Origin of the sequence: Plantactinospora sp. BB1 (assembly GCF_003030385.1) — a bacterium.
Classification (GTDB): domain Bacteria; phylum Actinomycetota; class Actinomycetes; order Mycobacteriales; family Micromonosporaceae; genus Plantactinospora.
Window position 1 is genome coordinate 7041875 of sequence record NZ_CP028159.1, and the last position, 13584, is coordinate 7055458.

General features: G+C 71.6%; 11 protein-coding genes. 7 read left to right on the plus strand and 4 right to left on the minus strand.

Translation table 11 applies throughout. The annotated features are described in order from the left end of the window. Window positions 1-12: 12 nt before the first annotated feature. Genes C6W10_RS30800 through C6W10_RS30815 form a run of 4 tightly spaced genes read right to left on the minus strand, consistent with a single transcriptional unit; the run spans window position 13 to window position 5395 of the window. Window positions 13-1242, minus strand: coding sequence for a hypothetical protein (locus C6W10_RS30800; RefSeq protein WP_107262600.1), 1230 nt, complete (start codon window positions 1240-1242; stop codon window positions 13-15). Window positions 1243-1251: 9 nt separating this feature from the next. Continuing rightward, window positions 1252-1767, minus strand: a complete 516-nt coding sequence (locus C6W10_RS30805) for a hypothetical protein (RefSeq protein ID WP_107262601.1) — start codon at window positions 1765-1767, stop codon at window positions 1252-1254. After that, window positions 1764-3482 (minus strand): GTPase, encoded by a 1719-nt coding sequence (locus C6W10_RS30810; protein ID WP_107262602.1) that lies wholly within the window; start codon window positions 3480-3482, stop codon window positions 1764-1766. Before C6W10_RS30810 ends, C6W10_RS30805 begins: the two co-directional genes overlap by 4 nt. After that, window positions 3479-5395: an ABC transporter gene (locus C6W10_RS30815; protein WP_159104826.1), complete on the minus strand. Its 1917-nt coding sequence runs from the start codon at window positions 5393-5395 to the stop codon at window positions 3479-3481. Before C6W10_RS30815 ends, C6W10_RS30810 begins: the two co-directional genes overlap by 4 nt. 303 nt (window positions 5396-5698) lie before the next feature. Here C6W10_RS30815 and dnaK point away from each other — a divergent pair, with 303 nt between their 5' ends. The 7 genes from dnaK to C6W10_RS30850 all read left to right on the plus strand — a co-directional run bounded on the left by dnaK (window position 5699) and on the right by C6W10_RS30850 (window position 13245). After that, window positions 5699-7579, plus strand: a complete 1881-nt coding sequence (gene dnaK, locus C6W10_RS30820) for a molecular chaperone DnaK (RefSeq protein WP_107262603.1) — start codon at window positions 5699-5701, stop codon at window positions 7577-7579. A gap of 57 nt (window positions 7580-7636) precedes the next feature. After that, the gene (gene grpE / locus C6W10_RS30825; protein ID WP_107262604.1) at window positions 7637-8593 is read left to right on the plus strand and encodes a nucleotide exchange factor GrpE; all 957 of its coding nucleotides are present in this window, start codon (window positions 7637-7639) and stop codon (window positions 8591-8593) included. A gap of 140 nt (window positions 8594-8733) precedes the next feature. Further along, complete coding sequence (gene dnaJ / locus C6W10_RS30830; protein WP_107262605.1) at window positions 8734-9921, plus strand: molecular chaperone DnaJ; 1188 nt, start codon at window positions 8734-8736, stop codon at window positions 9919-9921. Window positions 9922-10005: 84 nt separating this feature from the next. Next, window positions 10006-10398 carry a heat shock protein transcriptional repressor HspR gene (locus tag C6W10_RS30835; RefSeq protein WP_107264418.1) on the plus strand — a complete coding sequence of 131 codons (393 nt, stop codon included), beginning with the start codon at window positions 10006-10008 and terminating at the stop codon, window positions 10396-10398. Window positions 10399-10974: 576 nt separating this feature from the next. Then, the gene (locus C6W10_RS30840) at window positions 10975-11520 is read left to right on the plus strand and encodes a DUF4360 domain-containing protein (RefSeq protein ID WP_234359153.1); all 546 of its coding nucleotides are present in this window, start codon (window positions 10975-10977) and stop codon (window positions 11518-11520) included. 253 nt (window positions 11521-11773) lie between these two features. After that, window positions 11774-12418, plus strand: a complete 645-nt coding sequence (locus tag C6W10_RS30845) for a DUF4360 domain-containing protein (RefSeq protein ID WP_107262607.1) — start codon at window positions 11774-11776, stop codon at window positions 12416-12418. Window positions 12419-12606: 188 nt separating this feature from the next. Then, window positions 12607-13245: a DUF4360 domain-containing protein gene (locus C6W10_RS30850; RefSeq protein ID WP_107262608.1), complete on the plus strand. Its 639-nt coding sequence runs from the start codon at window positions 12607-12609 to the stop codon at window positions 13243-13245. The last annotated feature ends 339 nt before the right edge of the window (window positions 13246-13584 follow it).

Sequence of the window (13584 nt, forward strand, 5' to 3'; positions counted from 1 at the left end):
GGCGGCGGCTCGCTACACCGGGTCGTCGTCCAGGCGCTGCCGGTTCGCCTCGATCCAGGCGTCCAGCGCCGCCGGGTCGTTCGGGTCGACGCCGTCGGCGATGAGCTGGGCCACCGCCGCCGTCGCCGGGCTGCGCCGCTCCCCGGTGGTGTAGAGCCGGACGAACTCCGGCACCATCTCCTCGACCGAGGTGTCGGTCTGGGCCGCCGCCTCGGCCGGCAGTCCGCGCAGCCGGGCGGCGTACGCGGCCCAGCTCCGGACCACCCGGGGCAGCATCGCCGCGTCGTCCATGTCGAGTACCGCCCGCCGGTGCACCCAGTCGAGCAGGAAGAGACCGGCCACCGCCGGGCTCCACCGCAGCGGATCCGGGTCGGAGAAGCTCGCCGAGTGGTCGAGGACCAGGCTGAGGCAGAAGTGCAGTGAGGCGAGGTCGGCCTCGGGCACCTCGGGCAGCCCGAACCGGGCCGCCTCGGGCGAGGCGAGGAAGGCCCGGACCAGCCGGTCCCGCTCCGCCGAGGAGAGCGGCTCCGGCTCGTCGGGGAGGGCAGCGGTCGACGCCGCCCGGGGCAGCAACGCCAGCCGGGCACCGACCAGCGTCCGGTCGGTGGCCAGCGAACCCTCGTCGGGCAGGTCGCCCAGCTCGTCGGTGATGTCCAGGTGCCGGGCCACCTCGTCGCGCAGCCGGGCCGGATCCTCCTCGCGGAACCAGGTCAGCGCGTCGCCGGCACACATCTCCCGGACCTGTCCGAGGATCCGCTCGGCGGGGCCGCCGACGAAGACGTCCTTGGTGATCCCGATGTTGTGGTCGACCAGGGCCACCACGGCGTGCTCCGGGCCACCCGACGCGGTGTCGTCGTAGGCGAAGGTGGCGAGGTAGGAGGTCTGGTCGCCGTACACGTCGCCGTAGGCGTAGCTGCCGGTCAGGCGTACCTTGCCGAGCTGGCCGGACCAGGACGGGGCCTGCGTTCCCGGCTTGACCGAGGCGGCACCGGCGGCGTCCGGCACCAGGGCCGCGAAGACGGTCCGGATCGTGGTCGCGGCGGCGGTACGCCGACGGGAGGTCGCGGAGAGGAAGTCGCCGACGAAGTCCCGGACGGCGTTGTTGCGGTCTTCCTCCGCGATCGCGTAGACGCTGCCCAGCAGGGCGGTGCCGAGCATTTCGGCGTCGAGCGCGCAGTCGAGCTTGGTCACGTCGCGGGCGGCATGCAACACGGCTTCAAAGGGGGTCCGAGGCGAGGCCATGGATCGACCCTACGCCCGTCGGTGGCGGTCCAGCATCAGCAGCGCGCCGGGACCGAGCACGCCGAGCAGCAGCGTCCCCCGGCTGGCGAGCAGATCGGCACTGCTCAGCGTCCCGACGTGCCCCAGATGGAAGACCAGGTGCACGGTACTGAAGATCAGCAGCCCGGTCAGCACCACGGCGGTGACCCGCCGGTCGTCGAACCGGGCGGCGGCCAGCAGCATCACGCCGAGGGTCAGGAACGCCGCCCCGACGTCGGTCATCAGGTGCGAGTTGTACGGCGGGTAGCCGGCCGTCCAGGCCAGTCCGAAGCCGGGGAAGGTGTCGAAGAACCAGCGCGGGGCCAGTACGGCCGGCACTCCCCAGGAGACGTGGAGTACGCCGAGCAGCGCCAGCCCGCCCCGGACCAGGACCGGCCGCCACCTGCCGAGGGTCGCCGACGCGCCGTCGTTCGTCGAGGCGCTCTCGTTCGTCGGCACGCTGTCGTTCGTCGGGGCGCTGTCGTTCGTCGAGGTGCCGTCGGTCATCGGCGACGTGCCGACGCGACGGCCAGCGCGGACCGCGCCTCGGCGTACGCGCGCAGCACCTCGCGGACCGGGGTCACCACGTACCCCCGGGCGGCCTCGGCCACCGCGTCGTGCATCCGCCCCTCGGCCCGCCACCGGGCCCGCCGGGCCGCCCACCTGATCACCGGCTTGACCAGCAGGGAGAGCAGTGCACCGCAGAGCAGGCCGCCGAGCAGCGCGACGGTGGGCAGCGGCACCGCCCCGACCATCGGGTAGTCCAGTTCCGGCAGCCCGAGGGCGCGTACCGCGTAACCGAAGAGCAGCCAGCCCAGGCCGATGGCGGCGGCGACGGTCACCAGCCACTGCACGGCGTTGACCAGCCGCCACCAGACCGGCCGGCGGTCCATCCCGAGGTCGGTGGTGGCGACGGCCCGGTCGAGCGCGTCGGGCAGGTCGGCCAGCCGGGACCGGGACGCCGCGGTCACCGCCGCCGACCAGGGACCGGGCAGGGTCGCGGCGGCCCGGTCGGCGACCGCCCGGACGGCCAGCCCGACCGCGGAACGCTGCGCCGCGGTCGGCTCGGGTACCGAGGTCGCGGCCACCGGCGGGCGGTCGAGGCCGAGCAGTCCACCCGGCTCGGGTACCCGTTCCGGCTCGGCGGGTCCCTCGGCCAGGTGCAGCCGGCGGAGCGGGTCGGGGCGGAGCCGGCGCAGGCCCCTGGCCAGCGGCCAGCCGGTCGCCGCCACCGCCCGGTGCCGGTACGCCTGCTCGGTCGCCTCCGCCACCGCTGGTACGCCCGCCGCGCCGGCCAGCGCGTCGATCAGCCGGCGGATCGTCGGCCGGTCGACGTCGTCGTCGGCCCGTCCGGAGTCGACCAGCTCGCCGAGCCCGTCGACGACCGTGTCGACGTCGCCGGAGAGCCGGCGCAGCGCGGCCTGCCGCTGTGCGACCGCCTGCTCCAGGGCGGCCCGCAGCGGTGCCGTACCGGCGTCGGTCAGCGCCGAGGTGGCGAGCACCGGCACCCCGTCGAGCTGGTCGGCGTCGACCAGTCGGCGCAGGTCGGCCAGCACCCGGGGCAGCTCGTCCGGGGCCAGCCGGTCGGCCTGGTTGAGCACCACCACGGTGACGTCCCGGTGCCGGTGGAACTCGCGCAGGTAGCTGCGGTGCAGCACCTTGTCGGCGTACTTCTGCGGGTCGACCACCCAGACGACGAGGTCGACCAGGCCGAGCAGCCGGTCCACCTCGGAGCGGTGCGACCACTCGACCGAGTCGAAGTCGGGCAGGTCGAGCAGGACCAGGCCGTGCAGGGCCGCCTCGTCGGCGCCGTCCAGCGCGCTCTCCCGGACGAACCGGTGCCGGGGCAGTACGCCGACCCAGTCGAGTAGCCGGGTCGCGTCGTCCAGCGGCCCCCAGACGCAGGCGTGGGTGACCCCGGTGGTCGGCCGGCGCACCCCGACCGGTGACATCTCGAACCGGGCCAGCGAGTTGAAGAGGCTGGACTTGCCGCTGCCGGTGGCACCGGCCAGCGCCACCACGGTGTGGTTCAGCGAGAGCGCCAGCCGGGTGCCGGCCCGCTCGATCAGGGTGTGCGCCGCGACCAGCCGCTCGTCGGGCAGGTGGCCGTCGACGGCGCCGAGGAACCGGTTGACCGCGTGCAGGCGCTCGACCAGCCGGTCCGGGTCGGCCCGCTGGTCGGGGCGGATCGCGTCCCGGACCCTGCCCAGGATGTCGGTCATCGGGTCGCCTCCGCTCCGGCCGTCTCGCCCGCGTCGCCCCGCGCGGCGTCGACCAGCCGGGCCGCCTCGCGGAGCTGGTCGCCGTGTGCGGCGTCGACACCGGCCGCCGCGGTGCGGGCCAGGTAGCGGGCCGCCTCCTCGTCGAAGAGTCGGTCGACCATACCGAGCAGGTCGGCCCGGGCCCGGGTGGCCAGGGTACGGATCGCCTGGTCGCCGAAGATCGCTTCGAGTACCTTCTGCGCGGCGACGGTGGTGCCGCCGGCCGCCGCCACCTCCAGGCCGGTCGGGATGAACGCGGTGGAGGCGAAGACCGCGATCATCACCGCCAGGCCGGTGGCGTTCACCGCGTACGCCGCGCTGCGGGCCACGAACCGCTTGTCGCCGCCCTGGGCGCGGACGAGTTCCAGTACGTCGCGCTGCCAGTCCCGGACCAGCCGCTCGGCGCGTTCGGGCAGGTCCTCGGCGGGCCGGGACAGCTCGGGGGTGAGCAGTGCCGCGCCGGCCGGGTGGGTCTGCCAGGCCGCGGCGGTCTGCTCGGCGGCCGTGGCGGCCGCCTCGCGCAGCAGGGTGACGAGCTGCGACTCGATCGCGCTGCGGAGCTGGGCGTTCGGGGCGGGCCGGCCGGTCAGCGCGGCGACGACCCGGTCGCGGAGCTGGCCGACCCGGGCCTCCAGGGTGCGGAAGAGCTCGCCGGTACCGACGAACTCCTGCCAGCGGGCCAGCACCTCGCCCCGGAGCAGCCGGCCGTCCCGCAGCGCCTCCTCGACCGAGCGGCGGGCGCCCCGATAGCCGCTGCGGACCCGTTCGTCCAGCGCCTGTGCGGCGTTCGCCTGCTGGTCGGCGGCGGTGGCCAGGCTCTCGACGGCCGGGACCAGCGCGGCGACGGCGCCGTGCAGGGTCTGTCGGATCACCGCGGCCCGGGCCTCCGAGTCGGCGGCGAGCCGGCCGAACCAGGAGCGCAGCGGCTCGGTCAGCCGTCCGGGCAGCAGCCCCTGCCCGTCGACCACGGTCTCGGGGAGTACGAAGAGCGGTGCGGCGCCGAGCTGGTGTTCGGCGAGCATCTCGGCCAGGTGCGCGGCCACCTCGTCGGTGGCGGCCGGTGGTACCCGGTCGAGGACCAGCGCGATCGCGGTGCCGCGCAGCCGCGCGGTGTGCAGCAGTTCCCAGGGCACCGCGTCGGCGTACCGGGCGGCGGTGGTGACGAAGAGCCAGAGGTCGGCGGCGGCGAGCAGTTGGGCCGCGAGCACCCGGTTGGCGTCCACCACCGAGTCGATGTCGGGGGCGTCCAGGAAGGCCAGCCCGGCGGGGAGGGCCGGCGCGGTGACCAGGTGCAGGGTGTCCGGCTGGTCCCCGGGGGTGGTGGTCCGGGTCAGTCCGGGCAGCAGGTCGCCCTGGCGGAACCACGCCGAGTCGAGCGGGCTGCAGACGAGCACCGGGGAGCGGGTGGTCGGCCGGAGCACCCCGACGCTGCTGACCCGGGCCTGGACCAGGCTGTTGACCAGGGTCGACTTGCCGGCGCCGGTCGAGCCGCCGACGACCACCAGCAGCGGCGCGTCGAGCCGGGCGAGTCGCGGCAGCAGGTAGTCGGCGAGCTGGGCGCGCAGCGTCGAGCCGAGCTGTCGGGCCTCGTCCGCCCCGGGCAGCGTCAGCGGATAGGCGGTGACGTCGATCGCCGCCCGCAGCCGGGTGAGCGCCCAGCGCAGGTCCGACCCGTCCCCGGCCGGGGAGTCCGCGGCGGGGGCGGTCCCGGGCGGCACGGGGGCGGTCGGCAGCTGCTCCGTCGCGGCGGCCGGGTCTGCCGGTGGATGCCGTGGAGTGCTTTCCGCCGGCTCGCGACCCGCGTCGGCGATGGGGGTTTCCGGGCCGACCAGGGGCGTGCCGAGGCCGGTGGCCGGTTCGCCGTGGGTCGTCACGGGGTAAAGACTGCCCGATCCCTGCAACACAGACAACAGGCACGGTTGCTCGCGGATCAGCGCGGCGCCGGCCGTCGGTTTCCTCGCCGGGTGTCCGGATCCCCACGACCACTGTCGATGCACCGGCGGGTGGAGGGATTCGCCGTGGTGAGGACCCCGGGGTGGGTTGCGTCGATGTGACTCAAGTCCGACTTTGCACGTACGGCGGATCGTGGCACTATTGAGTCCGGTCCACTCAACTTGCGGTGGGTGCAGTGCGGGCGGTGCCCGTCACCTGCCTTGTAACGAAGCGAGGAAGCGAAGATGGCACGTGCGGTCGGCATCGACCTCGGCACGACGAATTCCTGCGTCAGCGTTCTCGAAGGCGGTGAGCCCACCGTCATCGCGAACGCCGAGGGCTCGCGGACGACTCCTTCTATCGTCGCGTTCGCCCGCAACGGCGAGGTGCTCGTCGGTGAGGTCGCCAAGCGTCAGGCGGTGACCAACCCGGACCGGACCATCCGGTCGGTCAAGCGGGAGATGGGCACCAACTGGTCCGTCGACATCGACGGAAAGAAGTACACCTCACAGGAGATCTCCGCCCGGACGCTGATGAAGCTCAAGCGGGACGCCGAGGCGTACCTGGGCGAGCGGATCACCGACGCCGTGATCACGGTTCCGGCGTACTTCAGCGACGCCCAGCGGACCGCCACCAAGGAGGCCGGGGAGATCGCCGGCTTCAACGTGCTGCGGATCGTGAACGAGCCGACCGCGGCGGCGCTGGCGTACGGGCTGGACAAGGGCTCCAAGGAGCAGACCGTCCTGGTCTTCGACCTCGGTGGCGGCACCTTCGACGTGTCGCTGCTGGAGCTGGCCGAGGGGGTCATCGAGGTCAAGTCGACCAGCGGTGACAACCACCTCGGTGGCGACGACTGGGACGAGCGGATCATCGACCACCTGGTGAAGACCTTCCGGGGCCAGCACGGCGTCGACCTGTCCCAGGACAAGATGGCGATGCAGCGGCTGCGCGAGGCGGCCGAGAAGGCCAAGATCGAGCTTTCCGCCGCCACCACCACCAGCATCAACCTGCCGTACATCACCGCCGGCCCGGCGGGTGGCGACGGTGCCCCGTCGGCGCCGCTGCACCTCGACGTGACGCTGACCCGGGCGGAGTTCCAGCGGATGACGCAGGACCTGCTCGACCGCTGCAAGGGCCCGTTCGACCAGGCCATCAAGGACGCCGGGGTCAAGGTCTCCGACGTCGACCACGTGATCCTGGTCGGCGGCTCGACCCGGATGCCGGCCGTCTCCGAGCTGGTCAAGCAGCTCACCGGCCGCGAGCCCAACAAGGGCGTCAACCCGGACGAGGTCGTCGCGGTCGGTGCCGCGCTCCAGGCCGGTGTGCTCAAGGGCGAGGTCAAGGACGTCCTGCTGCTCGACGTGACCCCGCTGTCGCTGGGCATCGAGACCAAGGGCGGCATCTTCACCAAGCTGATCGAGCGCAACACGACCATCCCGACCAAGCGCTCGGAGGTCTTCACCACCGCCGACGACAACCAGCCGTCGGTGCTGATCCAGGTCTTCCAGGGCGAGCGGGACATCGCGGCCTACAACAAGAAGCTCGGCACCTTCGAGCTGACCGGCCTGCCGCCGGCGCCGCGCGGCGTACCGCAGATCGAGGTCACCTTCGACATCGACGCGAACGGCATCGTGCACGTCAACGCGAAGGACCTCGGCACCGGCAAGGAGCAGTCGATGACGATCACCGGCGGCTCGGCGCTGCCGAAGGACGACATCGAGCGGATGATGCGGGACGCCCAGGACCACGCCGACGAGGACAAGCGGCGCCGGGACGAGGCGGAGACCCGCAACCAGGCCGAGCAGCTCCAGTGGCAGACCGAGAAGTTCCTCGCCGAGAGCGGGGACAAGCTGCCGGCCGAGCCGCGCGACAAGATCAACGAGGCGCTCGGCGACCTGCGCTCCGCGCTCGGCGGCACCGACCTGGAGAACGTCAAGTCGGCGCACGAGAAGCTGCTCAAGGTCTCCCAGGAGGCCGGCTCGCTGCTCTACGCGCAGCAGCAGGCCGAGCAGCAGGGGCAGCCGGGTGCCGCGGGTGCCGGCCCGGAAGGCGGCCCGACCGGTGCCAAGGGCGGCGCCGACGACGTGGTGGACGCGGAGATCGTCGACGAGGACGACAAGAAGTGACGACGCGTTCGGTGCGTACCCGGGCTGGCCGTAAGCACAACGGATCGAGGTAATTGAATGACGGACAAGCCACGAGCCGCCGATCCGGAACCCACCGGGTCGGCGCCGGGTGGCTCCGCGACCGCCGACCCTGCCTCGGGCACGGCCGGCGAGGGCGTCGTCATCCGGAACAACCGGAAGATCAATCTGACCGACGAGCAGCCGGTCCCGGACGGTACGACCGACGGCACCAGGCTGGCGGCGAAGGACCCGAACCCGGATCCGGAGCCGCCGGGTGACGCCGAGCCGGTGGTGGCCGCCGGTGAGGTCGACGACACCGGTTCGAGCGGTGCCGCCGCCTCCGTGGACGACGCGAAGTCGGCCGAGGACGGGCCGGAGGTGATCGACGACGCGACGACCGAACGGGGCGGGGCGACCACCGACGACTCCGGTGACCCGACCTCCCCGGTGGTGGACGAGGACGAACTCGCCGAGGTGCTGGCGGAGGGACCACCGTCCGGCACGGACGGGCCGGTGGTGGACGCCCCGGTCAAGCCGGTCACCGAGGCCGACGCCGACGGGCCCGGCCCGCTCGGCGCCGAGCTCGGGGCGCTCCGGGCGGAGCTGGACGAGCGGACCAGGGACCTCCAGCGGGTGACCGCGGAGTTCGCCAACTACCGCCGGCGGATGGACCGGGAGCGGGCCAGGGACGCCGACCGGGCCACCCGGGTCGTACTCGCCGCGCTGCTGCCCGTCCTCGACGACCTGGACCGGGCCCGTGAGCACGGCGACCTGGTCGGGCCGTTCGGCACGGTGGCGGACCAGTTGATCGGGGCACTGGCCAAGTTCGGGCTGACCCCGTTCGGCGAGAAGGGCGACCCCTTCGACCCGAACCAGCACGAGGCGGTCGCGCACCAGACCTCGGCCGAGGTCACCGAGCCGACCTGTGTGGAGGTACTGCGCCGCGGCTACCAGGTCAACGACGCGCTGCTGCGGCCGGCGATGGTCGCGGTGGCCGACCCGGAGCCGGAGTGAGCGCTCCGGCGCCAGCGGAAACCGGGTCGAAGCGAGGTTGAGCCGGTGCGTCGCGGTCGAGGTGCCGTCCGTAAGCCGTCCGTCGGACGGGGTGCGGGCGGCACCTCGACCGCGCCACAGGGGAAGGGGGTGGACGACCGATGAGTTCCAAAGACTGGCTGGAGAAGGACTTCTACGCCGTGCTGGGGGTGGCCAAGTCCGCCTCTCCTGACGAGATCAAGAAGGCGTACCGGAAGCTGGCCAGGGAATCGCACCCGGACCACAACCCGGGTGACGCCCAGGCCGAGGAGCGGTTCAAGGCCGTCTCCGAGGCGTACGACGTGCTCGCCGACGCGCGCAAGCGCAAGGAGTACGACGAGATGCGCTCGCTCTTCGGGTCGGGCGCGTTCCGCCGCAACGCCCGGACGGGCGGGCCCGGCGGTTACCCGTTCGACGTCTCGGACCTCTTCGGCGGGGCCGGCCAGCCGGGCGGCGCGGCCGGCGGTGACCGCCGGTTCGGCGGGGCGGGCTTCTCCGACCTGTTCAGTTCGATCTTCTCCGGCGGCGGTCCGACCCGGACCCGTGGCCCGGCCCGGGGCCGGGACGTGGAGGCCGAGGTCATGCTCGACTTCGGCGACGCGGTACGCGGGGTGACGGTGCCGCTGACGCTGCGCGCTCCCGGCGTCTGCGACACCTGCCACGGTGACGGCGCCAAGCCGGGGACGCTGCCCCAGACCTGCCCGCAGTGCCGGGGAGCCGGGGTCGTCACCCGCAACCAGGGCTCGTTCAGCTTCTCGGAGCCGTGCCGGGAGTGCCAGGGCGTCGGCACGATCGTCGAGGAGAAGTGCCCGGAGTGCCGGGGTACTGGCGGGGTGACCAAGTCCCGCACGCTCAACGTCCGGTTTCCGGCCGGGGTCGCGGACGGCCAGCGGATCCGGCTCGCCGGCCGGGGTGAGCCGGGTGACCGGGGCGGCCCGCCCGGCGACCTGTACGTCCTGGTCAAGGTCCGCTCCGACGACCTCTTCGGGCGCAGCGGCGACGACCTGACCCTGACCGTGCCGATCACCATCGCGGAGGCGGTGCTCGGGACGGACCTGCGGGTGCCCACCCTGGATTCGGCGGTGACCCTGCGGGTGCCGCCGGGCACCCCGAGCGGCCGTACGCTGCGAGCCCGGGGCCGGGGTGTGGTCCGGCGGGACGGCCAGGCCGGCGACCTGCTGGTGACGGTGGAGATCGTGGTCCCCGAGCAGCTCTCGCCGGAGGCGAGGAAGGCACTGGAGGAGTTCGCCGCGCAGACCCCGGCGGCGGCACGGGAACATCTCGACGCCCGGGTGCGTCGTTTCAACTGAGCTGTTGGCAACGCGGAGGTGATCAAGGTGGCCGAGGAGTACGTCGTCGTCTCGATCGAGCAGGCGTCCGACGCCAAGGTTCTGATGATCTCGGTCGCGGCCCGGATGGCCGGCATGCACCCGCAGACGCTGCGGCAGTACGACCGGATGGGGCTGGTGCAGCCCGGCCGCGCCCCGGGCGGCGGGCGCCGGTACAGCGTCCGCGACGTCGCGCTGCTCCGTGAGGTGCAGCGGCTCAGCCAGGACGACGGCGTCAACCTGGCCGGCATCAAGCGGATCATCGTGCTGGAGCAGATGGTCGACGAGCTCCAGCAGCGGATCGCGGGCCTACAGGCCGAGCTGGAGGCCGCCTACCGCCGGGTGGCCGAGCTGGAGGCGCTGGGCGGGCTGCCCCGCCGGGACCTGGTGCCGACCAACCGGCCCTCCACCGCGCTGGTCGTCTGGCGCCCCCGCCGCAGCGCCGACCCCTCGGCCTGATCCGGAGGTCGGCCGGGGGCGCCGAACCGACCCGGGGGTGGCCGTTCCCGCATCACGGGACGTCGGGATACCCCCGTGGGGTGTCCGAAACCATTACCCTGGGTGTTTCGGGAACATTACGCCCGATTCTCGTAATCCATTAGCGAGAAGGCTCGGAAACCATTACCCCGAGCGCGCCGCCAGCCATCACCGTACATAGCGGTGACGTCGGAGTCCGGTGGTCTGTTGATCGCCGGATCTTTCCGTCGTACGCCCGGCAAAGGTCATGGAGCGTCTTGTCCGTCCGCCCCGGCGAGTGGGGGTGCGGGCGGTGGGTCGCCCAGTGGTGTCCCGGTGCCGCGCTATGACGCGGTCCTGCGGATGCCTGTGATCTGATCCGACGCAATTGATCAGCAGTTCTTGAAATGTCCTGGGTTACAAGATTGTTTTATTGACGGCCATCAATGTTATGACTATGGTGGGCTGCGGGCGCGACCGCATCGCGACGACCGGAAGGGAACTACCATGTCCAACGTGATGGCTGTCGGCGGCGTACTCGCGGCATTGTTTGCCTCGACGGTAGCTACCGAGCCTTTGGTGACTCCTGCCGAGAGGATCACCATCAGCGTGGAGACCGTCAACGGATCGGGCTGCCCGGCGGGGACGGCCGAGGTGAGCACCGCAGCCGACAACACGGCCTTCACGGTGAGCTACAGCGACTACTTCGTCCTGGCCGGTGCCGGGGCGAAGCCGACCGAGTTCAGGAAGAACTGCCAGCTCAACCTGCGGGTGAACATCCCACAGGGGCTCACCTTCGCGGTGGCCCAGGTGGACCTTCAGGGCTACGCGTACCTCCAGCGGGGGGCCAGCGGCTCGCAGCACTCGCACTACTACTGGATGGGCAGCTCGTCCACCGCACAGACCAGCCACGAGTTCACCGGGCCGTACAACGGCGGCTGGCGTACCTCCGACCGGGCGGCTGCCCTGGTCTACGCACCCTGCGGCGAGGCGCGGAACCTCAATGTCAACACCGAGTTGCGGGTCGACGGTGGCAACGCGGACAACGGCACGAGCTTCATGGCGATGGACTCGAGCCGGGGCAGTGTGCGCAGCGTCTACCACCTCAGCTGGAAAGAGTGCTGATCGCGACGCCGTAAACGCGTCCCCTTACGGCGGTCTGTGGGGTTAGCGCGAATTAGGGCCCCTGGGTCGGCCGATGGAATTGAATGTCCATCGTGCCTGACCCAGGGGCCCTCCGCGTTTTCCGCCGCAAGTCGCAGTACTACCACCTTTTCGGCCATTACTCATTCAACTTTAGGACATTGACGAACATCAATAAATAGCGTTAAAGTATGCATGCGCGCGCGTCATTATCGCCACGATCGGGAGGGAACCCATGATCAGTGTGCTGGCCATTGGCAGTCTCGTTGCCTCGATGCTCGGCGGGATTGTCATCCCGACGGATCCGCCTGTGGAGCCTCCAGAAGAGCAGATTGTCATCGAGGTCATTACCATCAATGGTTCGGGTTGCCCGGCCGGGACCGCGGCCGTCGCGGTCGCCCCCGACAACACCGCCTTCACGGTGACCTACAGCGACTATCTCGCCCAGGTCGGCGTGGGGGCGCGGCCGACCGACGCCCGGAAGAACTGCCAGCTGGCCCTGCAGGTACACGTCCCGGAGGGCTTCACCTACGCCATTCTCCAGGCCGACTACCGCGGCTACGCCTACCTGGCCAACGGTGCGACCGCGGTGTCCCGGGCGAACTACTACTTCCAGGGCTCCTCGCCGACGACGTACAAGAACCACAACTTCAGCGGCCCGCTGGACGACAGTTGGCAGACCACCGACACCTCGGAACTCACCTCGGTGAGCTACGCGCCCTGCGGGGAGATGCGCTTCCTCAACATCAACACCGAACTGCGGGTGAACGTCGGGACGTCCAACCCGGCGACCACCACCAGCTTCATGGCGATGGACTCGACCGATGGTGGCATCAACACCATCTACCACTTCGCATGGAAGAAGTGCGAAGAGTCCTGACGTGATGCCTCCGGGTTGGGATGCGGGAATCTGCTCCGGCATCCCGGCCCTGGGGGCGGGGGCCCGCCCGGTCGGCGTTGTCCGGGCCGAGCGGGCACCGGCGAAGAGGGCCATCCGATCGATGGATGACGTTTGATACATCGCGCGGGCAACGGCTCGCGCGACGGTGACCGAAGGGAGCCCCGGAAATGTTGCACACATTAGTCATCGGCAGCCTGGCGGCGTCGTTAATGGGCCTGCCGGTACTCGCCGACCCCGTGCCGACCACGAATCCGCCGGCCGAGCGCATCACCATCGAGGTCAAGACGGTCAACGGGTCGGGCTGCCGGCTCGGGACGGCGGCGGTCGCCGCGGCGCCGGACAACACCGCCTTCACGGTGACCTACAGCGACTACCTCGCCCAGGCCGGCGCGGGTGCCGCACCGACCGACTTCCGGAAGAACTGCCAACTGGTCCTCCAGGTGAACGTCCCGGGCGGCTTCACGTACGCGATCCGGCAGGCCGACTACCGCGGCTTCGCCCACCTCGAACGCGGCGCCAGCGGCATGCAACGGGCGAGCTACTACATCCAGGGGACGTCGCCGACGGCGACCGAGACGCACAACATCCCCGGTCCGCTCAGTGACAACTGGCAGACCACCGACGTCACGGACATGGCCGAACTGGTCTACGCCCCGTGCGGCGAGGTCCGGCTGCTGAACATCAACACCGAGCTGCGGGTGAACCGCGGTACGTCGGACCCGAAGACCACCAGCTTCATGATGATGGACTCGACCGACAGCAGCGTCAGCACCACGTACCACTTCAACTGGATGCGGTGCGACTAGTCCTCGCCGGGAACGGGTCCCGGTGGGCACGAGGCAGGGCGACATCCACACGCACCGGTACGGCAACCGCCGACCGGCGTCGTGACGCTTCAAGCGAAGAACTCCGCTGGCGCTCGTCGAGAGGTGCTTCGAGCGCCAGCTCTTCCTGTCCCGGCCGGCACAGCGACCCCGATGGTCCGCCCGGCCCGCTGCCCGGTTCCGGCCCGCCGGACCGGTGAGATCAGTAACCTGGCTGATGGCGCGAGTTCCGCGGTCGCGGTCCTCCGGTACGCAGGTCAGGTCCCGTGCTCCGCGCCGGCACCAGCTGGTGGTCCGGGGTCCACGGGGGGTCCCGGCCCA